Origin of the sequence: Pseudomonas sp. SLBN-26 (assembly GCF_006715895.1) — a bacterium.
Classification (GTDB): Bacteria; Pseudomonadota; Gammaproteobacteria; order Pseudomonadales; family Pseudomonadaceae; genus Metapseudomonas; species Metapseudomonas otitidis.
The window spans coordinates 411,798-437,601 of sequence record NZ_VFOB01000001.1 but is presented as its reverse complement, the minus strand read 5'-3'; the positions used below and the strand labels follow the sequence as shown (position 1 = coordinate 437,601).

The 25,804-nt window shown below is 60.3% G+C and carries 22 protein-coding genes and 2 pseudogenes; 6 read left to right on the top strand and 18 right to left on the bottom strand.

Annotated features, from left to right (window positions below; genetic code table 11):
* The first annotated feature begins 186 nt into the window (after positions 1-186).
* A complete protein-coding gene (gene nfi / locus FBY21_RS02120; protein ID WP_142008294.1) occupies positions 187-885 on the top strand; it encodes a deoxyribonuclease V in 699 nt (232 codons plus the stop codon).
* Positions 882-1,343 (top strand): hypothetical protein, encoded by a 462-nt coding sequence (locus FBY21_RS02115; protein ID WP_142008292.1) that lies wholly within the window; start codon positions 882-884, stop codon positions 1,341-1,343. Before nfi ends, FBY21_RS02115 begins: the two co-directional genes overlap by 4 nt.
* A gap of 96 nt (positions 1,344-1,439) precedes the next feature.
* Here FBY21_RS02115 and FBY21_RS02110 read toward each other — a convergent pair whose 3' ends face one another.
* On the bottom strand, positions 1,440-2,471 hold the full coding sequence (locus FBY21_RS02110) for a sensor domain-containing diguanylate cyclase (protein WP_142008289.1): 1,032 nt from the start codon (positions 2,469-2,471) through the stop codon (positions 1,440-1,442).
* A 342-nt stretch (positions 2,472-2,813) separates the two neighbouring features.
* On the opposite strand from FBY21_RS02110, the gene FBY21_RS02105 reads away from it, so the two are divergent.
* Positions 2,814-3,503, top strand: coding sequence for a GNAT family N-acetyltransferase (locus FBY21_RS02105; protein ID WP_142008287.1), 690 nt, complete (start codon positions 2,814-2,816; stop codon positions 3,501-3,503).
* A gap of 180 nt (positions 3,504-3,683) precedes the next feature.
* On the opposite strand, the gene FBY21_RS02100 is transcribed toward FBY21_RS02105, so the two are convergent.
* The 3 genes from FBY21_RS02100 to FBY21_RS02090 all read right to left on the bottom strand — a co-directional run bounded on the left by FBY21_RS02100 (position 3,684) and on the right by FBY21_RS02090 (position 5,568).
* The gene (locus FBY21_RS02100) at positions 3,684-4,190 is read right to left on the bottom strand and encodes a hypothetical protein (RefSeq protein ID WP_142008285.1); all 507 of its coding nucleotides are present in this window, start codon (positions 4,188-4,190) and stop codon (positions 3,684-3,686) included.
* A gap of 121 nt (positions 4,191-4,311) precedes the next feature.
* Positions 4,312-4,866: a barstar family protein gene (locus tag FBY21_RS30050; RefSeq protein ID WP_142008283.1), complete on the bottom strand. Its 555-nt coding sequence runs from the start codon at positions 4,864-4,866 to the stop codon at positions 4,312-4,314.
* A gap of 108 nt (positions 4,867-4,974) precedes the next feature.
* Positions 4,975-5,568, bottom strand: coding sequence for a hypothetical protein (locus FBY21_RS02090; RefSeq protein ID WP_142008281.1), 594 nt, complete (start codon positions 5,566-5,568; stop codon positions 4,975-4,977).
* Between the two features lie 537 nt (positions 5,569-6,105).
* Here FBY21_RS02090 and FBY21_RS02085 point away from each other — a divergent pair.
* Both FBY21_RS02085 and FBY21_RS02080 read left to right on the top strand, forming a co-directional pair.
* On the top strand, positions 6,106-6,864 hold the full coding sequence (locus FBY21_RS02085) for a class I SAM-dependent methyltransferase (protein ID WP_142008279.1): 759 nt from the start codon (positions 6,106-6,108) through the stop codon (positions 6,862-6,864).
* Between the two features lie 602 nt (positions 6,865-7,466).
* Positions 7,467-7,964: a Bro-N domain-containing protein gene (locus FBY21_RS02080; protein WP_142008278.1), complete on the top strand. Its 498-nt coding sequence runs from the start codon at positions 7,467-7,469 to the stop codon at positions 7,962-7,964.
* A 181-nt stretch (positions 7,965-8,145) separates the two neighbouring features.
* Here the strand turns inward: FBY21_RS02080 and FBY21_RS02075 are convergent, their stop codons facing one another.
* The 12 genes and pseudogenes from FBY21_RS02075 to FBY21_RS02020 form a co-directional block, all read right to left on the bottom strand.
* Positions 8,146-9,042 (bottom strand): hypothetical protein, encoded by an 897-nt coding sequence (locus tag FBY21_RS02075; RefSeq protein ID WP_142008276.1) that lies wholly within the window; start codon positions 9,040-9,042, stop codon positions 8,146-8,148.
* A gap of 149 nt (positions 9,043-9,191) precedes the next feature.
* The gene (locus tag FBY21_RS02070) at positions 9,192-11,033 is read right to left on the bottom strand and encodes a hypothetical protein (protein ID WP_253543616.1); all 1,842 of its coding nucleotides are present in this window, start codon (positions 11,031-11,033) and stop codon (positions 9,192-9,194) included.
* Between the two features lie 270 nt (positions 11,034-11,303).
* Positions 11,304-11,841 (bottom strand): annotated as a pseudogene (locus FBY21_RS02065) (helix-turn-helix domain-containing protein); the annotation flags it as partial.
* Between the two features lie 140 nt (positions 11,842-11,981).
* A pseudogene (locus FBY21_RS02060) lies at positions 11,982-12,353 on the bottom strand (zinc-binding dehydrogenase); the annotation flags it as partial.
* A gap of 150 nt (positions 12,354-12,503) precedes the next feature.
* Positions 12,504-13,742, bottom strand: a complete 1,239-nt coding sequence (locus tag FBY21_RS02055) for an O-antigen ligase family protein (protein ID WP_253543614.1) — start codon at positions 13,740-13,742, stop codon at positions 12,504-12,506.
* Positions 13,736-14,518: a WecB/TagA/CpsF family glycosyltransferase gene (locus tag FBY21_RS02050; RefSeq protein ID WP_142008273.1), complete on the bottom strand. Its 783-nt coding sequence runs from the start codon at positions 14,516-14,518 to the stop codon at positions 13,736-13,738. Before FBY21_RS02050 ends, FBY21_RS02055 begins: the two co-directional genes overlap by 7 nt.
* Entirely contained in the window at positions 14,499-15,791 is a 1,293-nt protein-coding gene (locus FBY21_RS02045; protein WP_142008271.1) for a hypothetical protein, read from the bottom strand. Before FBY21_RS02045 ends, FBY21_RS02050 begins: the two co-directional genes overlap by 20 nt.
* Entirely contained in the window at positions 15,788-16,789 is a 1,002-nt protein-coding gene (locus FBY21_RS02040; protein WP_142008269.1) for a class I SAM-dependent methyltransferase, read from the bottom strand. The genes FBY21_RS02045 and FBY21_RS02040 overlap by 4 nt, the downstream gene beginning before the upstream one ends.
* Positions 16,782-18,623 (bottom strand): asparagine synthase (glutamine-hydrolyzing), encoded by a 1,842-nt coding sequence (gene asnB / locus FBY21_RS02035; protein WP_142008267.1) that lies wholly within the window; start codon positions 18,621-18,623, stop codon positions 16,782-16,784. Before asnB ends, FBY21_RS02040 begins: the two co-directional genes overlap by 8 nt.
* A gap of 19 nt (positions 18,624-18,642) precedes the next feature.
* Positions 18,643-19,947, bottom strand: coding sequence for a hypothetical protein (locus FBY21_RS02030; RefSeq protein WP_142008265.1), 1,305 nt, complete (start codon positions 19,945-19,947; stop codon positions 18,643-18,645).
* Positions 19,948-20,033: 86 nt separating this feature from the next.
* Entirely contained in the window at positions 20,034-20,960 is a 927-nt protein-coding gene (locus FBY21_RS02025; protein WP_253543612.1) for an NAD-dependent epimerase/dehydratase family protein, read from the bottom strand.
* Positions 20,960-22,156, bottom strand: a complete 1,197-nt coding sequence (locus FBY21_RS02020) for a hypothetical protein (RefSeq protein WP_142008261.1) — start codon at positions 22,154-22,156, stop codon at positions 20,960-20,962. Before FBY21_RS02020 ends, FBY21_RS02025 begins: the two co-directional genes overlap by 1 nt.
* A gap of 245 nt (positions 22,157-22,401) precedes the next feature.
* On the opposite strand from FBY21_RS02020, the gene FBY21_RS02015 reads away from it, so the two are divergent.
* The gene (locus FBY21_RS02015) at positions 22,402-23,331 is read left to right on the top strand and encodes a class I SAM-dependent methyltransferase (RefSeq protein ID WP_142008259.1); all 930 of its coding nucleotides are present in this window, start codon (positions 22,402-22,404) and stop codon (positions 23,329-23,331) included.
* On the opposite strand, the gene FBY21_RS02010 is transcribed toward FBY21_RS02015, so the two are convergent.
* Together FBY21_RS02010 and FBY21_RS02005 are read right to left on the bottom strand one after the other, a co-directional pair.
* On the bottom strand, positions 23,261-24,565 hold the full coding sequence (locus FBY21_RS02010; protein WP_253543606.1) for a sugar transferase: 1,305 nt from the start codon (positions 24,563-24,565) through the stop codon (positions 23,261-23,263). The genes FBY21_RS02015 and FBY21_RS02010 overlap by 71 nt on opposite strands.
* A 2-nt stretch (positions 24,566-24,567) precedes the next feature.
* Positions 24,568-25,731 (bottom strand): nucleotidyltransferase family protein, encoded by a 1,164-nt coding sequence (locus FBY21_RS02005; RefSeq protein WP_142008257.1) that lies wholly within the window; start codon positions 25,729-25,731, stop codon positions 24,568-24,570.
* Between the last annotated feature and the right edge of the window lie 73 nt (positions 25,732-25,804).

Here is a 25,804-nt window from a genome sequence, read left to right as displayed (position 1 = left end):
AATGACGTACGGCACCCCACCGCCCTTCCCGATACTCCGCAAGCTCCCATGTCGTACTCCTCCACCTCGAATACGTGATGACGCCTGCGCGAAGTTGCAGGCCTGCACCTGTATGATCGGTGCGCCTGACACGGCGCACTGCCTCAGAGCGACCGCCCTTTTGCTGCCACACGGACGTACCCCGCCATGCAACCGGTCATCCAGCACCCTTGGGACGTCACCCCGGACGACGCGCTCGAAATCCAGAAGCACCTCGCCGCACGCGTGGTGAAGGAGGACCGGCTCGGCGCGGTCGCGCGTATCGCCGGCATCGATGTCGCCTACCACAAGGACAACGACACCCTCATCGCCACCGTGGCGGTACTCGATGCCACGACCCTCGAAGTGATCGAGCAGCGTGCGCTGGCTGGCCAGGCCAGCTTCCCCTATGTGCCCGGGCTGTTCTCGTTCCGCGAGCTGCCGCCGGTCATCGAACTGCTCGCCACCCTCGAACAGCGGCCCGACCTGATCATCTGCGACGGCCAGGGCATCGCCCACCCTCGCCGCCTTGGGCTGGCCTCGCACCTGGGGGTGCTCTTCGACGTCCCCACCATCGGCTGCGGCAAGACCCGCTTCATCGGCGAGCACCTGCCACCACCCAACCAGCGGGGAGGCGTCGCCGCGCTGATGGACGGCGACGAACAGATTGGCGCAGCGCTGCGGACCCAGGACGGTACCAACCCGGTCTACGTCTCGATTGGCCACAACGTCACCCTGGAAACCGCCTGCAAGTGGGTGCTGGCCGCCTCACCACGCTTCCGCCTTCCCGAGACCACGCGCTGCGCCGACCAACATGGCCGGCAGTTCGCCCGGCAGTTGAGCGCTCCATCGAGTACGCCGACATGACACCCGCTCTCCGCGTTGCCGCCTTCATGCTCATCACCGCCAGCAGCCTGACCGCTCGGGCCGAAGCGCCCCTGCACGGCTACTACCAGGCCGCACCCCCTGCCACTGGCCATTACCAGACCCTCACCGTGCTGGCCACGGCGCGCGGCCTGTCGTTCTTCTACGTGTCGGAATCGGGCGCCGCCCGCTGCGAAGTACCGGGCATCGCAACCCCGGTCCCCGGTGCCGCCAGCACCTACCTGTTCACCGACGACCCGGACCATCACCTGTACGCGAACTGGGAGGGCTATGGCGCGCCCGATGCATCACCCCGCTGCCAGGTAAGCCTCGTCTTCGCAGAGGACAAGGTGGTGGTGAAACCGCTGGATGCACAGCGCTGCCAGTCCTTCTGCGGCCTGCGGGGCGCTATCGGCGGCACCTTGGAGCGGGTGGGGCCTTGGGCGATGAACAAGGAGTGAGTGGCAGTACCGGATCGGAGATGGCGCTCTTCGAGACAGTCACCCCAGCCTGGTAATGGGCGGGGATCAAAAAGGGCACCGTGGCGATGATGCCGCTCAGTCGCCCCGCTTTCTGCGCTTGGCCTTGGCCTTGTACATCTCCCGGTCGGCCAGCTTCAGCGCGTCCTCGGCGGAGATGCCTTCCGGGGTGACAGCGGCCACACCGACACTGGCGCCGGGGTAATGGATGTCGTCCAGCCCCTCGCCGAGTTCGAACGCTCCGACTGTCGCCTGGGCCAGGCGCTCCTGAAGCAGCCTGGCGGCCTGTTGCATGCCATTCGGATTTGCCGGCTCGGCAGCTGCGCCGAGGGCGATGACCACGAACTCGTCGCCGCCCGTACGCCCGAGGATGTCGCTGGCGCGCAGGCACGCCTGCAACTGAGCGGCCACGCCCCGCAACAACTGGTCGCCCGCCTGGTGGCCGTAGGTGTCGTTGATGCCCTTGAAGCCATCCAGGTCGATCACCGCCACCAGCACGTACTTCTGTTCCCGCTGGGCCTGGGCGAACAGCCGGTTGAATTCACTGAGGATCGCCCGGCGGTTGGACAGCCCCGTGAGGCTGTCCGTCATGGCCAGCTTCGCCAGTTCGGCGTTGGCGGCCTGGAGCCGTTCCACCAGCAGCTCCCTCTCCAGCGAATAGCTGAGCAAGCCGGACATCAGCATCAGCAGCGGCTCCACGTCGGCGGAGCGGGCCACCTGCGCCGAACTGGCGGCGCACACCGTGCCCAGTACCCGGCCATCGTGGGAGCAGATGGGTGCGCTGAGGTAGGTCTTGATGCCCAGGGCAGCGGCGGCCTCGGAGTCGCCCCAGCACTCGGCGACGTTGTCGGAGTACAGCCGCTTCTCTTCGAGCGCTCGCTTGCACAGCGTGTCCGCCCAGGGCACCACCAGCCCTTCCGGGATCACCATGCTGCCAACGTTGCGGGCGAACTCGACGCGCTGGATGCCTTCGTCGGTGTTGATGGTGGTGAGGTAGGTCGACTCCATCCCCGTGACCTGCCCCAGCAGGGCCAGCAGTGGCCGGGTCAGCTCCTCCAGGGTCCGGGCCTTGGGAACGGTTTCCGAGAGAAGCGACAGTATGTGGTCCATGGGCAAGAACTACGGCGTTGTGGACGGATGCGGGATTGTTAGCCAAAAGCAGCCCGAATAAAACCAGGGGAAACCGCCTCTTGGCGGTAACCAGGCGCTACGGCAGCCCGTTTCAATTCAGGATGTGAACGCGTCACGGGGCGTGCCTGACTCCACCGGCATCTGCCGGCAAGGGCGCAACGCGGTACTTCGTCGTGGTCGTCCATTTCGATGGGTAGAGACGCCGCCAGTCCTCCTCGCTGCAGTCGGCAACGACACTGCTCCAATCATCCGCCCCACGCGAGCGCTACAATGGCGCCCGCGCCGATCCCCTGATCGGGCACGCCTGGAGCCTGCTTCCCGATGTTCACCCTCGTTACCCTCGACACGCCGCCGCCCGAGTCCCTGAAGAGCCAGGTCCTGCAGGTGGTGGTGGACGATTTCAGCGACATCAGCCCCGTGCCGCTGACGCCCAGCAACCCGCTCTACCCGCTGTACCAGTACGTGATCGGCTACGAGGTGCACCTCTACCTGCAGGCCATGGACAGCGGGCTGGACGGTGCCGCGCGGCTCGTCCTGGCGCTGGATGACGAAGACCCTTCCCAGGTGCTCGGCTTTGCCCTCTTTCTGCCGAGCGCGGACGACGCCGAGGCCTGCACCCTCCCCTACATCGCCGTGAAGGCCAGCCACCGCCGACGCGGCATCGGCCGGGCCCTGCTGCAGCAGGTGATCGCCCAGCGGCCCCACCTCGAACTGGCCTGCGTCGCCAGCAAGGCACCGCTCTTCGAAGCCATGGGGCTGCGCGTACTGGCCGCCCAGGGGCCCCACGTCCTGCTCAACACCCGTGACCACCGCTCCGACGGCCTGGTCGCCGTGCAGGACCTCGCCCCCATCTACCAGTCCAAGGAAGTGCGGCAGATCCACGCCTACCTGGTGAAGCAGCACGGCAGCAAGGCCATGCGCGAAGCGGAAGCCAAGCGCGACCGGCTGCTGGACCAGTTGGCCTTCCACGCCCAGGCATTGGTGAAGGAGCGTTTTCCCACGGTGCATTGAAGGCCGGTGCACCGCAGGAAAAGCACAGATGACAGCAGCTGGCTGAGTCGAGATCCTGTTCTCGGGTTTCAAGCCCGACTGGAAGAAGGACGCGCTGTGCTGCGCAACCCAGCCGGTAAAGGGCAAGGTTTCGTTCAGTGATGGCGGGTGGCAGGTTGTCTTGGCGCCCTGATGGCCGCCTCACTTGGCCACTGGGCCCGCTACCCTTCCCAGTGTCCCCTCTCGCAGAACAAGCCCCGGCTCCCACTCCGGCTCGCCGGCCTTGACCGTTTCCAGCACCTGCCACCTGAGCGTGTCGCCCTCCAGCGTGGCCTTGCCCTTCACGACCTCGCCCGTTCGACCGCTGGTGACAAACAGAACGGCTTCGGATCCCGTCACGGTTCCCCGGACTTCGCCGCCATCGTTGAGCTTGCCGCAGTTGACCGTGGCGAGGTAGTGCGTCCCGAGCACCGTGTTGCCCTGCTGGGTCAGATCGAAGCCGGCGCCTCCGCACTCGGCCTGGGCGGCCTGTTGCTCGGGCGTGCGCAGGTCCAGGTACCAGCTTCCGGAGAAGGTGGGTTCGGCGAGGCAAGGAATTGCAATGGTTGGGAGTAAAAGCAGCACCGCAGCGGAGAGCCCCAATCGAAGGGGGTTCCGCAAACGAGGCAGGCAGTTAATAGCGCTATAGGGCGCATTGATGCTTTGCATAACAATCCTTGTATTTGCGTGAAATGGCGTGATTAGAAACCAACCTTGAGTAACTCCCTGACTCGCGGTCATAAGAAATTAAATCCCTGCGCCGAGTGCCTCTCTGCCAGCCGGAAGATTTCTATAAGGAGACAAGGAATACTCTGCTACCAACCGGTACATCCGCAGCCGGAAACCCTGCCCGTAGAACAAGATCCCCCTGCAAGATCGAAGCAACTTCTGCAGCTGGTGTCATGCCATTGAGAGTGGCCTCAAGCCAGTCACCCGAAGGTGTCTTGAACAGCATTGGGGAGCCGAGCTTCACAACACGCGATAACAGTTGGTGTACGCGTGACGCAATAGCGAACTCGATGCGCTCAATCGGGGATACAGCGTCAACGGTAGAGACCTGCCACAAAACCTTCACCGGAGCGAGCGAGGGGTATTGGGCCTGCATCCCCATGAGGCATTGGCTCAAATGCTCTGCGTCCTCCGGAAAACGCGTGGCCAGGCCCTGCCAGCCCGAAAAAACCAGCTGCACTGGCATGTCCACTAGTCCTGTAATCGCGTCCCAAAACGCATCCCAATTGGCGCCATACCAAACGGGAAATCCAAGGGCACGACTCAACACGGTATGCAGATCGCGGGAGCTGGTTACACCGTCAAGATCAACCTCTAATTGCTTCAACCGCGCCATTCCGTTCCCTAGCTGCATAGTTAGAACCTGTAGCAGGCTGCCGATCTGCCTACAGGCGGCCAATCAGACCCCGTCTTTACCAACGGCCCGACGTAGATTCAGAAGGCCCTATCGACTTTCTGCCGGGCAAGGACTGAAGAGCTCTCTAACCTCGGTTCCCACAACTATGGGAACGGGTCCGGTGGCGGCGGTAACGCTATACACGTCGTACTGCTTCTTGCCTGTTGTTTTCGTAACAGTAGCGGCAGTACCGGAGAGATAGGGCTGGCCATTTTTCAGCAGCATGCTTATTACCTTCGCCCGGTACTCGGGATTGTTTACCGGAGGGGATCTATAAACTTCTGTATACGGAATTATCGAGACAGCCAGCTGGTCTTTGAATACATAAAAATTCTGACCATCTACATCGCTGATACATTTCACATCCTCCGCCTTGAGAATGTCCTTTTTCACATAGACACCATCTTCATAATCAACCAAGAGCAGGCTGTCGGGAGTAAGCACACTGATACCTGGAGTGTACTTACACCTGGCTGCCCCTCCGATACGGAGCCAGCAATAACTCGTCACGGCTGTATCGGTGATCTCGGCCACTTTGAGGTCTCGCTTGATCTGCTGCCTGGCCTCGGGCGTTTTGTGTTCGAGGTAACCGCAAGCGGTCAGAAGAAATACAGTTGAAACAATGGCGAAATAGCGGAACATGGTCAGTCCTTTGGTTGGTTCGTATACAACTTAAAACTCTTTAACTTGCTCTGACTCAGTGAATCTGAGAGTTGGCTGCGGCTGCGATTATCCTTTCCAAGGCAGACTTCGGCCATCTGTTTCGACGCTGCGAATGAGGGAAGCACCGCTGCGCCAACCCTCCTACTTCAGGCCAATAGCCACTGTCTGCCTGGCGAGTAACTGCGCAAGATGCTGCAACGCACGAGCCAGAGCGATCCACGCATCGGAGTCTCCGACGAGACTGCCGAGACCGAGTCGACAGTTCCCCATCTGCAGCCAATGCGGGACTGTTCAGCAGGCAAAAGCCGCAGCATCGGCGCCAGTCCTGACATCGCTCCAGAGCCCTCCACCCCACACCGGAACGCCGCAATCAACCCAAACCATTCGCGCATGCCCCACGCACGGCCGAATAGGCAGGGGCTGCACGCTGTAACAGCGACATGAGGACGCTCGACTTCACAGGCAGGCACGGCCCCCGAGTTGCGGTAGCATCCCGCGCTTGCCATGGAGAGTGATATGCAAAACCGATACGGACGACTCGCCTCGTGGATTTATCACCTGGATAAACCCATCGGCCATTCATTTGGAGACCTGGAGTACTACCAGCAGCGCCTGGCGGACGTTGATGGCCCGGTACTGGAACCCGCAGTGGGTAATGGGCGGATCTTCATACCGCTGCTGGAGAGGGGCCTGGCCATCGAGGGTTTCGATGCCTCCCACGAGATGCTCGAATACTGCCGGCAGGAATGCCGGGCGCGAGGGCTGCCCGCGCCCCTCACACAGCAGACGTTCGAGCAGTTCCGCTATGACCAGCGATTCGCGGCCATCATCATGCCCGCCGGGTCATTCCAGCTGATTACCGAAACTGCCTCCGCAATGGCCGTGCTCAAACGGTTCTGGAATCACCTGCAGCCCGGCGGGCGGTTGATCATCGACATCGACCCCATCGAGAGCATCATCGGGGAGGCACAGGCGGCACGGAGCTGGAAAGTGGATGACAGCAACCTCCTCACACTGACCAGCCACCGGGCCGAAGTGGACTACCGCAAGCAAACCACGCTGTCCCATCTGCACTACCAGCATTGGCAAGACGGCACCTTGCAGTCCGCCGAACTGGATCTGTTCCACTTGCGCTGGTGGGGCGTCGACGAACTGGCATTCGCACTGCGCGAAGCGGGCTTTGTAGAGGTGGTGGCGTCAGGCGGCTACCAGCATGGCCGCTCCCCTTGCCAGAGCGATCCCATCATCAGCTTCGAAGCACGCCGCCCAGGTTGACGAGGCCTTGAACAAGCGCGTGGCAAAGGTGGGCGCAGCGGATCGAAAGCGGCCGGTCCACGCCAACCGGGAAGGGCCGTAACCCCCGGCACGCTCATCCCGAATCGGGGGGTGAGCGTACCGATCAACCCAACCGGCAACCACACCGCTGAGTGCAGCCGAGGCGATTGTTCAAGCAACCGCCTCACTCGGTCAGCGGCAGATCGTGGGCCCGGCCTGACGTAACGCTTTCCGCCCCAAGATCCGCCACTTTCTCCCAGACAAGACGGCAGCCTGTCGGCGTGCCGCCCCCCTCCTCCCCTTGCCCTCGGGCCCGGCCGTCCCTATCCTGCGCCGGCCACGGTCAATCCCGTGGCCGGGTTTAGCGACCCGAAAGACATTGGCGCGATTGCGCCAGCTGGTGCATGCGAGAAACGGCGGATGTTTCTTGCAGGCATTGGCACGCATGCAGTTTTTACTGCACCGCTCTATGGCAGATCGCGTGGGGAGACCCTCGGGTCTGCCGGATTCCAATGTCTCCGGTTCGCTAACCCTGCGCGGTCTGCCACCCTTTCGTTTAGCGACGTAGGTGGCAGCTCCTTAACCGACATTGGAGCAACACCATGCATGACGCATTCACCCCCATCACCTTCCAACGCCACTGCCACCAACTGCGCGCCGTCATGATCGACAACCGCCCCTGGTTCGTCGCCCTCGACTTCGCCCTGATGATCGCCGCCACCCGGCCCTACCGCCTGACCAAACGCCTCTACCCCCACCAATTCCGCTTCGCCTTTCTCCGCTACAGCACAGGGCGCTGCGAAGAGGTGGAACTGGTCAGTGACGCCGGTCTCTACCGCGCCCTCTACCGCTTCGGCCACCCCGAACACTGCGCCCTCAGCCAGTGGCTCAGCGACGAAGTGATCCCCACCCTCCACGACTACCACCGCGACCCGCACGCCAGCCCGAGACGCATTCTCATGACCTGGGCCAACCAACGCATCGCCGCCCTGCACTGGCAAAGCGAAACCTGGATCGCACGGCAGGACCTGCCACGCTTCATGGCCGCGCACGATGATCCGCGGCTGGGGGATGGGCCGAGTTGGAAGCGGTTTTTCTAGGGAGCTGGAAATGTAAACGCCGCATGGGAGTGCGGCGTTTTTAGTTGCGAAGATATCGCCACCACCCTGCTCCATCGCTAGCTTTTGCTTCGGGCTGTAAACCCGGCCATGGGACTTACCGCGGCCGGTGCAGGATAGGGATGAGGGAGCGGGAGGGCAATTGAAGTAAAGTAGCTAACGGCTAGAAGATGACGTTTAGAGTAGAGGGGCAAATCTCTACCTTTTTATCTAAGCAGCTCTCTGAGGAAGAATGAACGTTGAGAGCGGAGGTCTGGCTTTTTTCTATGTGAGGCAAGTATCCCTTCAACCAGACCAAAACATCCCAAAGGCCCATCTGACCAACGCACCAAACAAGAAGACCAAAACGCTCATCCGCCTGATATTTTTTGATGAGTTCTTTAGCATCAGCTCCCGGGATCGCACGCCCTAGTTTCGCGAGCACATAACAGTAGGAAATACCATCTATCTCAGCCAATTCCATGACAGCCGCTGGCTCAACGCAAGCTATTCGAATATAAAGTCGTGAAATCATCCAACGCTCAGATAAGAGCGGCAAGATTTCATTTTTCAATGAAAGAAGATCCTCTGGTGGTAGGATTTTTACCAAAAGCCAAGAACACTCCCAATCGCGAAAATTTCTCCAAGCATCTAGTAAGCTATCCAGCATTGGCTCCGTTTCATGAGTCATTGCTTTATAAGCTCTCCTCCGAAGCCCAACATACCGCGACTGGAGGAATGTCAAGTAAATCTTTTGTTTGAGCTCCACCGTTAAGACAGGTAAGAGTGAAGAAAGTGTGAAGCCAATCCCCTGCCTGGATTTCCCATCAGAAACAGCAAGCTCCTCAATTAGAAACTCAACTAATCGTTGATGAGCGGGTAGAAACTCCCCTTCAGCATCATGAACTGCTTTGCGCAAAAGAGAGTTCCGGAGCTTTGAAGATTTACCTGCTTCACTTCTCAATAGTTCAGCGACTTCTCCGGGCTCAAGACAGTGGACAAACGCCGCAACTATTCCAAAACCATCATTGAAATCGGCCTCTGAAGCCATCAACTTCAGGGCTGAAATTCGCACACTCATCGAAGTCAACCTCAGATTAAAGTGAATTTCACTAATCTCTCAGAAAGGGGACAGGCTTATTAACGGAATCTAAATTAGAGCAACTGAATTATTCTGCCCTTATTCCGCCGAAAAATCTTAACAAAAATATAATTGTACGAATATTATTTTTACCCACCAAGACTATCTAGTTGGATTTTTAGTCGTTCAATTTCTTCTCTCAATTTCAGGTTTTCTTTTTCCAGCATCTTTGCTCGAATATTTTTCTTGTTTGTGTTTCCGGGTATTGATAACAGCGTTTCCAGTTCGTCCTTATAGGGCATTATTGGCTGGTAAAGCTGGTGGTAAGCCCTCCCAACTGCCCCCCTATAAAGTTGTAGCTCTGGGCTGTTACCCCCTACTAACAGAGTATGTCTGGTGGCAATGCCAGGGTATGGATCAATGAACACAATTTTGCTTATTCCAAGTTGATAAGCTTTCTTGGAACAGAGCTCGCATGGACTGGCTGTAGTGAATAATATCCCGTTCCTAAGCTTCATTCCGCCATGCTTTGAAATCTGAAGGAATGCATTCTCTTCTGCGTGTAGCGAGCGCGTATGAACTTGATTCTTCTCCTCATCTATTTCATTCTGCATATCTTTAAAGCAAAAAGACAAATTGCGGCCTTCCAACAATATGGATTTTCTTAACTTGTCAAATTTATCATGAAGCACTTCTCTAAATTTACTATCGTTTCTTTCATACTCGCTGTATGCATAAGTGTCCTGACCAAGCAGTAAGTCTTCTGCATTTCTGAGAAGGCATGGCACCTGCCCTTGCGGTGTGTTATTCCATCCAACCGACTTAACAGAAAACTCCTCATCAGTTACAACCGCACCCACTTGCCTTGATATACAACCAGAACTTTGCTTGACCGTGTAAGCAATCTGCATGCAGCTTTCCAAAGATGTCGGCATCACCAAGCCTGGGTGCTGTATTAAAGAAACATACCATGCAAGTTGACATTTAAGCTCAACGTTATTGAATTGTTCTTTTCTTGGATTGTGTACGTGTATATCGGATATCTCTATGCATTTCTGTATATTCTGAGATATAAACTTACTATATCCAGCAAGCTTACTTGGATATTCTTTTTCATCAAGCTCTTTTATCTGAGACTCAGAAAATTTATGTGCACTACGGAGGTGAGCTAGCCTATTGTCATTTTCCGTATTTATTGAAACTAGATAAAAACTAGCGTAGCGCTCTTTGAAAAACATGGCTTCGTATGGATTTCTTATAGCATCAATCACAACAAAACAGGACTCATTGTTTTTCCGGGCCACATGATGTGCGGATTTTATTATTTTATTTATAACCCTTGGGAAATGGAAAATTTTCGAGTCATCGAACTTAGAGTTATTTGCTTGCCCCGAGGCTCGAATATTATCACCTGCACGCTGATATATTTTTGTATATGCATCTATCGAGATATTTTTTAGGGCTTCTCGTATTTTATTTGAAAACACTGGCAATTTTTTGAAGTAAAGATCAAAAGCAAATTCTTGCTTAAACTCCATTTCATCAATCGTGCCTTCAGGACTTTTAAGATACTTAGATATTTCGACGTGCAGACCATCATATTCTTCTTTTATTTCCCGCATAATCTCTAATGTTTTATGCATATCTCCAGCCATAACATCAGAAACAAATCGGCAAAACTCTGAAAAATTTAATTCAAGAATATATCTAGTTATGACCGTCCTAACTTGAAGACACTTAAATGGCTGCCATCGATGCTCAATAAATTTCTTGATTATTCGATGCTTTCTTAGCTCATTTTTTGTGATTCCGGAATAGGCATTCTCCGGAAGCTCAATGGAGGCACTACAAAGAATTTCCGCTGACGTAGAGCAGCCAGAGCCAGTTCTTCCAGTCAGTCCAATCACAACAAATTTTTTATTCTCCTTGTAAACACTCTCAATAGCTCTGGATGATGGGCTTCCTAAAAGTTCTGACATATATTCTTCCATGCGTTATTTTATGGAATATTAGCTGTTTTCTAGTTTAATTCTGAACATGTAAAACAGATTTAACGTAGCGGCACTTATTAATAATAGCTATCTGAACTACGCCTGCTGCGGCCACCAATCGCGTCATCAACCTCCTTACCATTCGCACAACCCTTGGATCGAATAGAGGGTGCATTACTTATAGATCAGACTGTCTCCCCTAGTCGATTGCTATCCTCCTCCACAGGCAACTTCCGGCCAAAAGCAGTCGCAAATAAACGAAATCCGCCCCTATCTCTCCCTCACCTCACTCGGCGTCCGCCCATGCCTCGCCTTGAAGCTCCGCGCAAAATGCGCATGGCCGGAATAGCCGTGCCGGTAGGCCAACTCGCTGATATCCAAACCGCTACTGAGCAAGCGGTGGGCGAGTTCGAGGTGGCGCACGGAGATGCCGATGCCCTGGGCCTCGCGTTCGCAGCTGAGGGTCGGGTCGCCCAGTTGCTCGGCGATGAGGCGCTTGGCGGTGAGCAGGTAGGAGGCGCTGAGGGCGCTGACGCGGTGCTCGCCCGTCTGCCTGGCGATGATGCTGGAGAGCAGTTCCAGCACGTCGCCTTCGAAGTGCTCGGCCTCGCGGTTGGCGGGGCGGTCGAAGAAGCCCTGGGTGCGCTCGCAGAGGGTGCGGGTGAGCAGGCGTTGCAGGCGGGTTTCCGCGCCGACCTTGAACGTGCCGTCGAGGCGGCCCAGGCAGCGTTTGCCGAACAGCACCAGGGGGGATCTTGAAGATGAACTGACGCATGGCGCCGGAAAAGCCGAAGAGGTACGGCTTGTCGGCGAGGCTTTATCGGTGAAGTTCAATGTCACAGCCTCTGGCCGACACCTACCCATCAAAAGCCCACTTACTCCCCCTCCCCCACAAAAACCCCGGCCTGGCGCCGGGGTCAGGCCGCAGTTCGCGGCCACAGTCGGGGCTTATGCCGCACGCGGGGAGACGATGATCTTCACGTTGTGTTCCTTGTTGTGCACCAGCTCTTCGAAGCCCTTTTCGACGATCTGCTCCAGCTCGATGCGGCCGGTGACCAGGGGCGTGATGTCGAGGCGGCCGTCGGCGATGAAGGCGATGACGTCGGCGAATTCGCCGTTGTAGGCCAGGGCGCCGAGGACCTGTTTCTCGGTGGCCACCAGTTCGAAGAAGTTGAACGAGCTGGGCTCTTCGAAGATGCCCACCAGCACGCAGGTGCCGGCCTTGCGGATGGCGTCGATTGCGAGCTTGGCGGTGTGCTTGTTGCCGATGCATTCGAAGCTGACGTCGGCGCCCAGGTCCTGGGTGAGTGCATAGGCTTCCTGGATGTATTCGGTAAAGGTCGGCCACGCCGAGCGCTTCATCAAAGCCGAGGAGGTCATGACTCAGTCTGTTTAGCTCATGCTCGAACGAAGCTCATTGATGAACGGAGATACGGAGTCATCGTGACCGACGAACATCACTCTTGATCGCTATGTGGTCGTGGATTGCTCCACCGGTGGTCGCAACCCCATGATCAATCCGATTGGAAGCCACAGGACGACCCAATCAAGACTGGGCCGACTGAACACACTTGAGATCTCCGAGACCATCGCCACGAGGGCGAACACCAAGATCGCCAGGGCCACACGGGCCGCAGGATCGGAACGCAACCGCCACGCCTTGAGCAGAGACATGCCGAGCAGCAGTAGAAACAAGACAAAACCGACGATCCCGTACTCGAACCACAGTTGCAGGTACAGGCTGTGGGCGTAATACACCACATCGCCCCAAGGATATCGGTAGACCAAGTTGACTCCCGCCCCCTCGCCTAAAGCCCAGAACTCGGGCAAGTGAGCCAGCCAATTCAGCCAGATGAGGCCGCGCTGACTGGTGCCCAGAAACCATTCATGCTCAACCCGCGACCAGAACACCACCATCATCAACACTATCGACAGTGCGCCGATCAGCAGCAGGAGACGAGCACGCCGTTGAGGGCTGAGCAGAAGTAATGTCAGGCTACCCGCCAGGGTTGAGAACCAGGCACCACGCGAGAAGGTGAGCAGCACATACACCAGCAAGCCCGTGAGACCGATAAGTACAGGCAGCCACGCCCACGCCTTGAGCTCACGCTCCACCAGTACGCTTAGCAGCAGAACGGTAAAGATCCCGTAGTAAAGGCCTGCCGGGATGGGGTGTGAGAAATCCGCGAAACCATGCCAGCCCAACTCTCGTAGCCGCCCCGTGCCTCTAAGTGCTTCGTAGGCAAGCGGCTTATCCAAAACGACGAACTGAACGATCAGTGTCAGCCAGGCAAAACAGCAGGCGAACAGCACCGCGAGAGCAAGAGGAATTCCGATCACGCCTTTGCCCATCAGATGGCTGATCGCGAACATATACAGCAAGATCAGCAGCACTGCCTTCAGGAGGTAGCCAGGCGTCTTCAATGAATCGCCAAAGCAGCCCCGCAGCACTACCCAGCCCAGCAAGGCCAGCAACACCAAGGCACAGGGCTGGCGCCACAGGGGCAGCGCCAGGCGCTCGACCAGCAGCAGAACCAGCGCCGGTACGAACAGCAGCAGGTAGACCTGAGTGGCCTGACGGCTGCCATCGTTATTGAACAGAAAGCCGCTCAGTTGCACGAACAGGCCCAAGGCCAACAGGGCTAGCCCGGGTCTCGACAGCAGGGCTCGCAAGGATTCCCAGGACATGGAGGAGCCGGCGCTCAGCATTGGGCCTGGTCCTTGTCCCGCGTTGCGGGTCTCAGGCGGGCAGCGGCCAGCAGCAGCAGGTAACGGCTGTTGGTGCGCAGATAACGCCAGAGCAGGCGCCGAGGCTCTAGCAACAAGCGGAACAACCACTCCATGGCTATCCGCCGTACCCAGCGCGGTGCCCGTGGCAACTGGCCGGAAAGTACGTCGAAGGAGCCGCCGACTCCCATTCCCACCTTGACGCCCAGGCTCGACCAGTGGGTTTGCAGCAAGAGCTCTTTTTTCGGTGAACTCATGCCGACAAACAGTATGTCCGCCCCACTGGCACGAACGCTCTGAATCACGTCGGCCTCCTCACTGGCCGTGAAGTAACCATTGCGCATACCGACAATACGCAAGCCGGGGTAACGGGCCAGCAGGCGCTCGGCGGTCAGTTCGACCACCTCCTGGCGAGCGCCGAGTAAATACACCGACGCCCCGCTCTCCGCGGCCATTTCGCACAGCAGCCCCATCAGGTCGATCCCCGCGCAGCGCGATGGCGCCGTGATGCCCAGCGCCTTGAGTCCCAGGGTAATGCCCGCGCCATCTATGTGGACGCGCTCCGCCTCGTGCAGCGCCTGCATGAGGGAGGGGGTGGCGCGCGCGTCGACCAGCTTGGCGACGTTGAGCCCCTCCAGTCGCAGGCGACAACCGTCCGTGAGGGCCTGACGGGCCTGTTCGATCATTTCCCGGGTGCTGAGCAGATCCAGAGGGCACCCCAGGAATTCAATGCGGCGGCTATCCGGTTCGCTGTTCATGAGTGAGTGATTCTGTGTGGTGGGCCGTTGGCGAGGTGCTGCGCAAGGTGGCGCCGCAAAGCAGCCAGAAGGCGCCTGTGCCGGAGACCGTGAGCAGGTGTTCGGAGCTGATCAGGGTAGTGGCCAGGCCGAGGGTCAGCCAGAACACCGCGAGCACCATGGGCTCGCGGCCCCTTCGGTAGCGGTTCCACAAGGCCAGGGACATGTTCAGGTAGAACCAGAGGAACAGCAGTGCGGCAGGCAGCCCCAGTTGGAACGCAATGCTGAAGATGGCCCCTTCCCCTCCGCCGATCAGCGTCTGTTGCTGCTGGGCCGCCAGCGCCCCCTGCGCACCGAGGCCGGCACCGAACAGCACGACCCTGGGCAGGTCCTGCAGGTTCTTCTGCAACGCCATCCAGTGGCCGATGGTTGATCCGTCCAGGAAGTTGATGCTCATCTGGACAATGCTGTAGGAAGCCATCGCAATCACGCCGCAAGCAGCAGCAGCCACCAGCCAGCGCACGAAGCGATAACGGAACAGAGTGGCGCCGCTGGCCAGGTAACCGATCAGGGCGAGGCTGCCGGCCAGCATGGCGCCGCGCGTTCCTGACATCCAGACGCCGACGAACAACGCGCCGCAGAGCAACAGGCCGAAGTAGCCGGCGCGCTTTGGCGACCAGGCGATGGCCACCACGGCCACGACCGCCAGGAACATCCCCTGTGCTAAGGGTGCAGCCAGCAGGCCCGCCGCTCGGCGTTCCAGTTCGATGCCGCCGTAGAAATTCCAGGGCAAGCCGCTTTCCCAATTGGCGCCCAACGCCAGGCCCTTGATATCGCGCATGTAACGCGGGTAGCCGATGGTTTCGGTCCAGAATGCCGTGTTCTGTTGCTCCCAGACGCCAAACAGCGTACTGGCGATGCCCAGCAGCACCAGCAGGGCGACACAGGCCCGCAACTGTTCGGGCCGGCGTACGCAATAGAAACCCAGGAGGAAGAACAGCACGGGAATCATCAACGTGCCATAGGAGCCCAACAGGATGCCCGACGACGCGTTCACCCTGTTGACCAGCAGGTAGCTCAGTGCCACAGCACTGTATGCCACCAGCGGCAACAACAGGCGCGCGGTCAGACGGGTGCTGAGCAGGCAGCACCCCGCGAGCACCACCACCAGCATGTCTCGCAGATTGCGCAGCAGCCCTACCTCTGGCCAGGCGCCGTCGCCATACAGCCAGGCGCTGCAGAGGTCGCCCAGATGCACCCAGAGGATGATGAGCAGCAGCAGCCTGAATCTCATCGCGGCGCCGACTCATCACGATGGCGGCGATGCTGTCGCCAGCGTTGCCACTCGCCGACCAACCCCGGCCCCAGCACGCGTATGGCCATGGTCTTGAGGAGTGCCTTGAGCCGGTCCTTCGGGCCCCAGCCGACCCGTGAGATCCACTGATCAATCGCATCCACTACCTGCTTCGTTGCCGGTGCCACGGGTTGGTACATCGGCGTCGCCGGGCGCAAGGCCTCCAGCCACAGGGTCCCCTCCAGCGCCGTCAGCGGATGGACACCGCAGTACACCACCTGCAGTCCAGCCGCTTCGGCGAGGCGACGCAGGCTGTCGGCAAAGAAGTAGCTCAGGTGCGCCGGGTGGACGAACAATCGGGTCTGCCAGTCGCTCATCAGGTCAGGCACTTCCACCCACAGGCGGCCCCCATCGCGCAGGGCCATGGCGGCCTGCTGGAGAAAACCGAGCGGTTCGATCAGGTGCTCGAGCACATGGAAGGCCACCACCCCATCCAGGCTCCGCTCCGGCAGAGCGGCCAGGCTGTCGATGAAACGCACCTCTGCCTGCCCGAGCAAGGCGTGCCGTTGGGCCCTGTCCGGCTCACTGGCGCTCAGTTGCAGGTCGCTACGCTGCTGCGCCGCCTGCCCGAGGAAGGCACCGAACCCGGAGCCCATTTCGAACAGGTGTGCCTGTGGCGGCAGGTTCGCGCCTATCAGGGAAAACCGCTGGCGTGCCACGTCGCGGTCGCCGCGCCAGGCAAAGAAACGTGCCGTGCTGCGCCAGGGCACTTCAGCCGGGAACAGGCGGCGGTACGGGCCGGTATAAAAACGTACCAGCCCGGCTTCGCTGAAACCGGGGGCCAGGTACACCGTGGCGCAATAGCCACAACGCGTGAGGGTCTGCCCGGAACGGGCGTAGACCTCAGGCCAGAAGGCGCGCTGCTCGGTACTGCTGCCACAGGCGCGACACTGGCCGGTAGCCGCCGCCAGGCCCCAGTCATCGACGTGCTCAGGCATAGACACTCCGGTACCAGAGTGCCACCGACAGCGCCCACCACAGCGTACTGTGGCTGTGCGGGCTGGCCAGATGCCCTCGCAGCGCATTCAGGTCGAGGAAGCCATCCAGTTCGGGCGGCAGATCCTCCAGCAGTTCGCGCCAGGGCAATTGCGCCACCAGGAACTGCTCGGCATGACCGAAGCCGGTATTTTTCGGTGTGGCGACCAGCCGATCCGGCAGGACGCCCTTGAAGGCATCACGCAACAGGCCCTTGGAGCGCCCGCTGCCTACGCGCTCCAGGGCCGGCGTACGGAATGCACGCTCGACGAGGCGGTAATCCATGAACGGGCTGCGCAGTTCGATGCCGGCACTCATGCTGTTGCGATCAGCCATCCGCAGTGCCATCGGCAGCAGGTTGTCCAGCTGGTCCTCGCGCATGCGCTGCTCCAGGCGGCAGCACATCCGCTCGCGCACGATTGCAAGGCGCTGTTGCTGGGACTCCCACAAGCCGGCGCTCATCACCCCGACACTGGGGCGATGACGCCGTAACAACGGCCCCAGCAACGCCAGGGGCAGGTCCCAGACCAGGCGGTTGAGCAGCAACCCGGCAGGAAAGGTGCGCTGTCCGAGCAGGCGGGCCAACTGGAGCAGGTGCCCTGACCACAGTGCATCCCGGGCAGCCACGGAGTGATAACGGGCGGAATAGCCGCCGAACAGCTCATCGGCCCCCTCACCGGACAGCACCACCTTGAATCCCCGATCAGCAATGGCGCGATAGGTCCTGAAACTGGCCAACACCGAAGGCGTGCTGAACGGTTCTCCCTGCACCGTGACCAGGCTCATCAGCTCTGCGGCCGATGGGATAGCGGTAAAACGCACTACATGATGAAGGTCGCCATGGCCGCTTTCGGTCATGAACTGTGCTGCCCGTGCCGACTCATCGAACACTGCCTGTTCGGTTGCGCTGTAGCCGTAGGTAAACGCCCCTTCGAGCCGCTGCCGGGGTTGCTGGCTGGCGTTGAGCGCCACCCGGGTGATGATCGAGCTGTCCAGCCCGCCGGACAGCAGGCTGGCCACCGGCACGTCAGCTTGCAGGCGCAGGCGCACCGCATCCTCCACCATCTCCCGCAGCTCCGAACTGGACATCGGCTCGGCGCCGCCGGGTTCGGGCCAGTGATGGTAAGGCGCCTGGCTGAAGCGGCCGGTTCGGCTCATCCGTCCGACCACGCCAGGCGTGACGGCCCGTATCCCCTGGAAAAAGGTGGCGGTGCCCTGCTCGGAGAATCCCGTAAGCAGGAAGTCGAACAGCTTCTCCGGATTGGGTGCCGGATACCCCCCGAGCATTTCGGCAATGGCGCTGATTTCACTGGCCAGCGTCATCTGCCGGCCATCGTGGTGCAGGTACAGGGGCTTTACGCCCAGACGGTCACGGCAATACACCAGGTCGCCACTGGGTGCATCCCAGAGCACCACGGCCCACATGCCGTTGCAGCGGGAAAACACATCCTCGCCCCAGATTCGCCAGCCGTGCAACAGCACCTCGGTATCGCCGTCAGTCACGAAGACACAGCCCAGGGCTCGCAGCTCTTCACGCAGTTCGACAAAGTTGTAGATGGCACCGTTGAACACCAGCACCGTGCCAGTCACCGGGCAACGCATGGGCTGCCCCGCAGCGCCACGGGTATCCAGAATGGCCAGGCGACGGTGTCCAAGCAACGTCGGTGGTGCCGCCTCGACCATCAGCAGCCCCTCGGCATCGGGGCCGCGGCGGGCCAGACGTGCCAGGGCACGGCTCGCCCTCGACTGCAGGTCCGGAGTCTCGTACAGCGCACGTACCGCGATCAGGCCACACATGGTCGACACTCAAGCGTATTCATCCATCCACCCTGCGACGTAGTTCGAGGTAGCAAGGACGCCGCCCCAACAAGCCGACCAGGGCCGGCACCGCCAGCATGATGACCAGGCCACCCGCCCAGCTCGTTCCGACGCTGGCGCATGCGACCAGCGCGCCCGCCAATGCGAGCATGCCCCAGCGACCTGGACGCATCTTGAGCAACATCAGCAGCGCACTCATTACCAGCAACATGCCCACGACCCTTGCCCACAGCAGGTAGCCAGGCGCTTCTTGCCATACGGCCATGAGCTGCAGCAGGGCACTGGCGCTGAGCCCGAGAAAGAACGGTCGCACGAACTGTCCTTCGCGACGGGCAGCGATCAAAACCAGCACCAGAAACCCGCTGGAAGCAGACAAGCCCCAGGCGAGCACCACCAGCCCTGAAAACCCCAGCCATTGGCGCTGCTCATCCGGCAGCTCGAGACCTTGTGCCAGCGCCCCCAGCAACAACAGATTGACGGTTGCCCACCCCAGCAACGAGGCCACCGCCGTGATCCGCTGGCGACCGCGCACGCGGGCAGCATCGCCCAGCAATAGGCGCGACAACTGACTCTGAACCCCGGAAAGACCACCGAGCACATGGTTCAACAGCAAATAGACAGGCATGAACCCCGGAGCGAGGGGAGCCAGCAGAAAGGGGGTAAGCCGGTCATGCAAGGTTCCGCATACGCCCAATACGGACAAATGCAGTGCCGCCCCCACCTGCCCCTTGCCGAACATCGGCAGCCAGAGCAGGCGCTGGCGACTCATGGCGATGTTGATAACGGCCTGGGTGAAATACCCCAGACTGACCGCCACCCCGGCGCTTGCTGCAGGTGACAGGGGCAAGACAATGCTGACGGGCCACCACAACAGCAGTGCGGCCGGCCAGGCGATCTGCGCCACCAGCAGCCCACGCAGGCGCTGGCCGGAGACGATAAGCGGTGCGGAAAAATTGAACAGCGCGAACACGCTGGCGGGGGCGGCACTGAACAGGTACTGCCGACCGGCCTGGTCATCGCTGTAAAACACCCATCCCGTCAGGGCAAGGCCCAACAACAGAAGGGTCGCGATCAGCCGGTGCCCCTGCGCGCAACGCCAGGTCTCCAGCCAGTGGCTGGAGCTGCGGTCTTCACGGAGAAACAGCGAGGCATAGCCCAGGTCGGCGAGAAAGATCAGGGTGATCAACAGCAGATGCGCCAAGCCAACCACCCCGTAGCTGGCCGCCCCCAAGAGCTTCAGCAGCAGCAGCTGGAACGCCAGGTTGGAAGCCTGCCCCAAGCCATAGGTGGAGGCCGCCAGCACGAACGAATGGGTGATCGACCCAGCGCCATGCGAAGGCTCGGATGGCTCCGGAGCAAAGTCAGCGGGCCGGGGTACCGAGTCTGGTTTCACAGTACCCGGTCCGGGAACACGACCTGGCGCAACGCCTCGGTGAATGCCAGACGCGGCTGCCAGCCAAGCAACTCCAGGGTGCGGCTGGGGTCACCCAACTGGCTGGGACGATCGACACGCCGCTGGCGGGCCGGATCCACCTCAACCTTGACCTGCACCCCGACGATTTCGCCGAGTTGCCGCACCAGTTGCTCGACGGAATGCTCCACCCCCGAACACAGGTTGAACACGTCAAATGGAATGTCTGTTCGCGGGTCATGCAGCATGGCGATCAGGCCGCGGGCGATATCGTCGGCGTGCAAGTAATCCCGTCTAGGCGCCAGGTTGCCCAGGCGTATGCAGCCATCGCTCGATTGACGCAGCTGCTTGAGTACCTCGGGGATCAGATGGGCATTGGGATCGTCATGGCCCACCGCATTGAAAATCCGCGCCACCCGGCCGATGTGCACACCACGTGCACTCCAGAACTTCAGCTGCTGCTCGTTGCAGGACTTGGACAAGGCATAGTTGTCACAGGGCGCCAGGGGGCTGGAGAGCTCAGAAAGCGGCCCCTCCTGCCACGCGTAGACGGCGCCACTGGAGGCAATCACCAAGCGACTTACCTGCGCCGATTCGGCGGCGGCCAGCAATCGCTCGGTGCCCACCACGTTGACGTCCAGGCAGTGCGCACGCTGCATCTCGCAAGTGGGGATATGGTGCACCGCCGCCAAGTGCAAAATGGCGTCGGGCCGCCAGGAGGCCAGCAAGTCAGCGACTGTCTGGGCGTCACATAGATCACCCACCACCGTCAGGTTGGCTTCGGGCGGCATCGACAAGCCACTGGACAGGTTGTCCAGCACCGCCACGTCACCACCCGCCTCGCGCCACTGTCGCACAACGCGACGTCCCAGCATTCCGGCACCGCCGGTCACAAGCAGGCGCATCACTGTGTTTTCTCCATAATCAGCCAGCGCCGCATGGGGCGTGGCAGCCACGTCAGTACACCCTGCTCCCTTCTCAGCGCTACGTGCAGAGCAAGCAGGATGGAAAGCGCAACGAAGGTCAGCGCGAACGCAGCGCCCCCCATAATCAGCGGATTTCGCTGCATCACGGGCATCGTGGAAATCGCAGAGCGTGTCTTGATGCCGATGGCCTGTTGGCGCGATTCGGCCTGTGCCAATTTGACGTTGATGTCCTCGGCCGCCTCCCGGGCTGCAGCGTTTTGCTGTGCAGAAGCAGCAAGCACCTGTTCGCGGTTGCTTTTGAGCTTGTCGAGAATGTCTTCACCCGAGGTAGCGTTGCGGATCGTGTCGTCCACTCCCGCCAGCAGCCGTTCCTTCCAGTCGAGCGTCTCCAGTTCACGCTGGGCCTTTCGCGCCTTGGCCTGCAGCTCGGAAACCGTGCTCTCCAGGGCGACGATCTGCGGCAAGGGCGACAGGTATTTACCGCCACCATCGCTGACCGAGAACAGGGTGCTGGTTTCCAGGTGACGCAGATCTGGATAGCGCTCCAGCAACTGGCGCATGTCGGCGATGCGCTGGCGGTTCTGCTCGATGTCGAACTCGGCGTTGAGCACATCCAACTTAAGTTGTGGACGGCGATCCAGACTGGCCTGGCTGGTCCGTACCAGGTCGATCAGGCTGTTGGCCAGAAGGGCTTCACGTACCTGCCGGGACAGCGCTTCGATGGTCCGGCCAGCCTGTTCTTCGTCGCGCACCCGCAGGTTCAACTCCAAGCCAAGCCCGCCACTGCTCTGGATTTGCGCGACGGGAACATCACGGGCGTCGTCGCGATTGAGGGAAGAACGATAGCGCACCGTATTAGCCCAGTATTCGGGATTCAGTGCGCGGGTGCGCAGCAGTTGCTGCTGAGGATCATCCTCCGACTGTTCGTCACCGAAGGCGCGATCAACCCAGCGCTTGTCCCAGAGGAAGGGCTGAGACTGCCGCCATTCTTCAAGCGTTACCTTGGGCACCTCAAGCAACGCGGTCACGCTATATAGCGGGCGACTGATTGCCCAACTGGCAACGACCAAGGCAGCAAGCAGCGCAATCAGCGCAAGCAAGCGGCCAAATCGCTGATAGAACTGCAACGCTCGCAGGGCCAACTCGGCCAGCGAGATCTCATCCTGGATCTCCATAGGTCTTGCTGTCTGCGCTGCCTGCATCATTCCTGCCTGGTGGGCCTGCCTGCAATACCGTGCAGGCGGTCTGGTATTTACGTAAAAGGTGCAGGAATTTGCCATAGCCACCAGGCGGCTGCAATTCGCTGCCCATGTTTTTGCTACCGGAAAACCCTATCTAGCACACCATCGCCTTGCAGGCTGCTAGAGTGCAGCGACGTCCACTGAGTCCTTCGAATTTCTGCTGAAAACGGGTACAGATAGTGCTTTCACTGATCAATCAGCTTCGCGAGATTAATCGGCGCCTGGTCGAGCTGCCCTGCCCTGGCTGCGGACAGCGGGATCCCCAACTGATCCGGCGTCATGACCGTTACTTTCTACGGGTCAATCTGTCCAGCTGTCGCCATTGCGGGCTGGTTTACCTGGCGCGCGGCCTGAGCGGCGACACCCAGGCGCAGTTCTATACCCAGCTTTACCCTCGCCTGATGCGACAACCCCCGGCCAGCAAAGCGATATGGAATTACCGCCTGCTCGCCGGCTACCGCTTCAGCGAAATCAGCGCCATGATCGGCCAGTGCGACTCGGTGCTGGACATCGGAGCCGGCCTGGGATTTTTCCTGGATGCCTGCCGTGCGCATGGCTATGCGCGATACATGGGCCTGGAGCCTGGCGGCCCTCAACGCGACCATGCTGTCACCGTGCTAGGCCTGGGCGAACACGTGCGCGCAGCCGGGCTCGATGAACAGACCCAGCTGCCTTTCGCGCCGCACCTGGTGACGCTGTTCCATGTTCTCGAACACCTGCAGGAGCCCGGCAAGGCGTTAGCCAAAATAGCTACGTTGATGGACCCGCAGGGCTGGTTGGTGATCGAGGTCCCGGATATCAGCGCCGAATGGCAAGAGCTTGGCTTGCAGCAGGTACACATTTCCCACCGCAGCTACTTCTGCCAGCAAACCCTGGAGGCGCTGCTGAGCGCGAATGGTTTCCACGTCCAGCACTGGCGCCGGGAAGCCTACGGTATCTACGAAGGCAATCTACGTGCGTATGCGCGGCTCGGCGCGCCAACTGAACCTGCCGCAACATCTGCGCCACTTTCTGCCAGTGCCATGCATACACACATCCTCAAACAGATTCGGCCTTTGAGTCTGCGCAGCGGCTATCCTCGGATGGCGTTGCGAATGGCTCGAATGTAGGACTATCCGGGGTCGCCGCACGATCCGTTTGCTTGCGCCCACGGGCGCTTCGCAACAACGTCAGCGGCGTGACCAGCAGTATGAAAAGGTCCAGCCAGAGTGACTGGCGCGAGATGTATTCGAGGTCATCGCTCACTCGCAAAGCCATATCGGCAATAGCGCGAGTCTCTCCGCGCCGCCCGCGTATCTGGGCAAGCCCAGTGATGCCCGGGTGGGCCGCCTGGCGGGCGGCATAGCCGACAACCCTGGCACCGTAGTACAGGTCATGGGCAACCGCATGGGGCCGCGGGCCGACCATGGACATATCGCCGCGCAGCACGTTGAACAGCTGCGGCAATTCGTCGATACCCCAATGCCGCATCCATTTGCCGAACGCCGTGATGCGCGGATCCTCGTCGCGCGCCTGCGGGGCTAGCAGGTCACTGCAGGCAGCCACGCGCATGCTGCGAAACTTCAGCACGGTAATCATCGAACCGTGCAAGCCGAGGCGCTGCTGACGAAACAGTATCGGTCCACCGTCCTGCAGCCGAACGACAAGCGCGACAAACACCAGCAACGGAGCGAGGCCACTGAGCAGAACGGCAGCACTGAGCAGGTCGAAAAGACGCTTGGCTGCCGCAGTGCCCGCCGAACAAGCGGGCGCCTCATGCAGGGGCGGCACAGGACACCCAGTTGGAACAGCATGGGTTGAGGTGGCGTGGAGGCAGGTGTCGAAAATCACCACGCAGTCTGAGAGCTGCCGGGTTGGCCGATCCGTCAACCACCCCAAGGCGTCTTCACGTGACAGCTGAACGGCAGACTGGCCAAGCTGTTCAGCGAACTGGCCGACATGCGGACAGCCACCTGCCAGCAGTATCCGGGGCATGGGAGGGCGCCATGCAGCGATTCGCCGACTGCCCACCTCAAGCAACAGCAGCGCAATACTGGCCAGCACCAGCCAACTCAGCGCCCATGCAACTGACGGCGAGCAGCCAAACAACGGCGCCACACAAACCAGTATCACCAGCCCCAGCAAAAGCTGGCCACTGCCGGTGGCCAGCCGTTCGGCCAAGCGATGCCGGGGGCGCAACAGCTGCCAGTCCAGCGCCATGAACGGCAGCGTAGCCATCAACGCCAAGTCCCAGGCACCTGACCAGGCGGTACCGGGCTCTATGACCCAGCCTGCCAACAAGGCCGTGGCAAAGACGCTCAGACCGCGAGCCAGAATACGGGAGCGAGGAACAGCAGGCTTCATGCTCAGTGACCTCGCTGGCGCAGTGCCAGCCGGAAAAGGCGAACGAGAGGGTAGAGAAAAGCCAACCCACGCGGCAGCAACAGCCATTGGCTGTCCTTGGCCGTCGGGCTCAGCCAACCGGTCAGCGCCTGCCAACGCGCTGTTAGCCTGTCTTGCAGGGCGATATCCAGGCGCACTCGGGCGAACAGGCCCTGCCTCTTCGCGACTTCGTCATCGCTCAGCGATTTGCGCAGCGCTTCCAGTGCCAGCTCGACCATCTCGCGGCTTGCCCGGGATGGTCGTCGCACCTGTTGCAACGGAGCCGGAACCTGAAAGCCAAACAGCCTGGTCAGCAGGCTGAGACAGGTATCGAGCATGGCGCAGGTGCCGCTGCGCTTCACCTGGCCAGCGAGCACCTCGAAGTCCAGGTCGGCATGCTGCAACAACGTGTAGATGTCCATGAGCCAGATCAGGCGTCGAAAGCAATGCTGGTTGGCATGGGCGATCAGATAGGGCAGAGCGTAAGCCGGCGCGAGGCAGGTCACATCGGTGCCGTGCAGATCGACGACCTGGGTCATTCGCTGTGGATCACGGAGCAAATGCTGGTGACGCAACAGCCGTCGGTGCAGCTCCACGCGAGGCTGATGCTGCGCATGCGTCAGTACCAGTTCATGGGTGGCGGCAGGAAGGGGCCAAGGTTGTCCGGGAGCAATGTGATAACCCAGGCTCTGCAAAACCTCCAGGGCCACGGGCCATTGCTCGGCTTCCAGCAGCACATCCAGGTCCACCCCTCCCCTGGCAGCTAGGCTGCCATACGCCTGTAACGCCAACGCAGGCCCCTTCAGCGCCAGCGGCTGTAGGCCTTGAGCAGTAAAGGCCGTGACCAGGCGTTTTAGCCCGGCGCCCAGCGCCAGGGCCCGCATGGCAATACGCTGGCGCTCCGCCAGCAGCACTGATCCATACATGGGAGCCAGGGCTTGCACCCTGTCGAGCTGCAACAAGCCCGCCACTCCATGGTGGCGGATGAACCGGCAAAGCGATGACGGCGCAGGCGCAACGAATGGCTGATCGAACCCCATCAACCACAGCGTGGCCTGCATCAGCTCGGCGTCACCAAGGCTGGTGCCAGACTCGCTGGGATCGAGATCGACGGCACGCCCGATGCAGTGCGCATGAGGTGTGAACATAAAGGGCCCGTATCCATTCCGGTGAATGACCAACTGATTGCAGTTGGCAACTTGACGAGGCGACTGTAGCTTG

Coding starts and splice junctions, on each gene's coding strand:
- FBY21_RS02070 (WP_253543616.1), bottom strand. CDS start 11,033: ATGGAAGAATATATGTCAGAACTTTTAGGAAGCCCATCATCCAGAGCT.
- FBY21_RS02010 (WP_253543606.1), bottom strand. CDS start 24,565: ATGAAGCCTGCTGTTCCTCGCTCCCGTATTCTGGCTCGCGGTCTGAGC.
- FBY21_RS02080 (WP_142008278.1), top strand. CDS start 7,467: ATGCATGACGCATTCACCCCCATCACCTTCCAACGCCACTGCCACCAA.
- FBY21_RS02110 (WP_142008289.1), bottom strand. CDS start 2,471: ATGGACCACATACTGTCGCTTCTCTCGGAAACCGTTCCCAAGGCCCGG.
- FBY21_RS30050 (WP_142008283.1), bottom strand. CDS start 4,866: ATGGCGCGGTTGAAGCAATTAGAGGTTGATCTTGACGGTGTAACCAGC.
- FBY21_RS02055 (WP_253543614.1), bottom strand. CDS start 13,742: ATGCTGAGCGCCGGCTCCTCCATGTCCTGGGAATCCTTGCGAGCCCTG.
- FBY21_RS02020 (WP_142008261.1), bottom strand. CDS start 22,156: ATGGAGATCCAGGATGAGATCTCGCTGGCCGAGTTGGCCCTGCGAGCG.
- nfi (WP_142008294.1), top strand. CDS start 187: ATGCAACCGGTCATCCAGCACCCTTGGGACGTCACCCCGGACGACGCG.
- FBY21_RS02005 (WP_142008257.1), bottom strand. CDS start 25,731: ATGTTCACACCTCATGCGCACTGCATCGGGCGTGCCGTCGATCTCGAT.
- asnB (WP_142008267.1), bottom strand. CDS start 18,623: ATGTGTGGCCTGATCGCGGTACGTGCGCTGTACGAGACTCCGGACCTG.
- FBY21_RS02115 (WP_142008292.1), top strand. CDS start 882: ATGACACCCGCTCTCCGCGTTGCCGCCTTCATGCTCATCACCGCCAGC.
- FBY21_RS02100 (WP_142008285.1), bottom strand. CDS start 4,190: ATGCAAAGCATCAATGCGCCCTATAGCGCTATTAACTGCCTGCCTCGT.
- FBY21_RS02090 (WP_142008281.1), bottom strand. CDS start 5,568: ATGTTCCGCTATTTCGCCATTGTTTCAACTGTATTTCTTCTGACCGCT.
- FBY21_RS02105 (WP_142008287.1), top strand. CDS start 2,814: ATGTTCACCCTCGTTACCCTCGACACGCCGCCGCCCGAGTCCCTGAAG.
- FBY21_RS02045 (WP_142008271.1), bottom strand. CDS start 15,791: ATGAGATTCAGGCTGCTGCTGCTCATCATCCTCTGGGTGCATCTGGGC.
- FBY21_RS02075 (WP_142008276.1), bottom strand. CDS start 9,042: ATGAGTGTGCGAATTTCAGCCCTGAAGTTGATGGCTTCAGAGGCCGAT.
- FBY21_RS02050 (WP_142008273.1), bottom strand. CDS start 14,518: ATGAACAGCGAACCGGATAGCCGCCGCATTGAATTCCTGGGGTGCCCT.
- FBY21_RS02040 (WP_142008269.1), bottom strand. CDS start 16,789: ATGCCTGAGCACGTCGATGACTGGGGCCTGGCGGCGGCTACCGGCCAG.
- FBY21_RS02025 (WP_253543612.1), bottom strand. CDS start 20,960: ATGCGCCTGCTTGTGACCGGCGGTGCCGGAATGCTGGGACGTCGCGTT.
- FBY21_RS02085 (WP_142008279.1), top strand. CDS start 6,106: ATGCAAAACCGATACGGACGACTCGCCTCGTGGATTTATCACCTGGAT.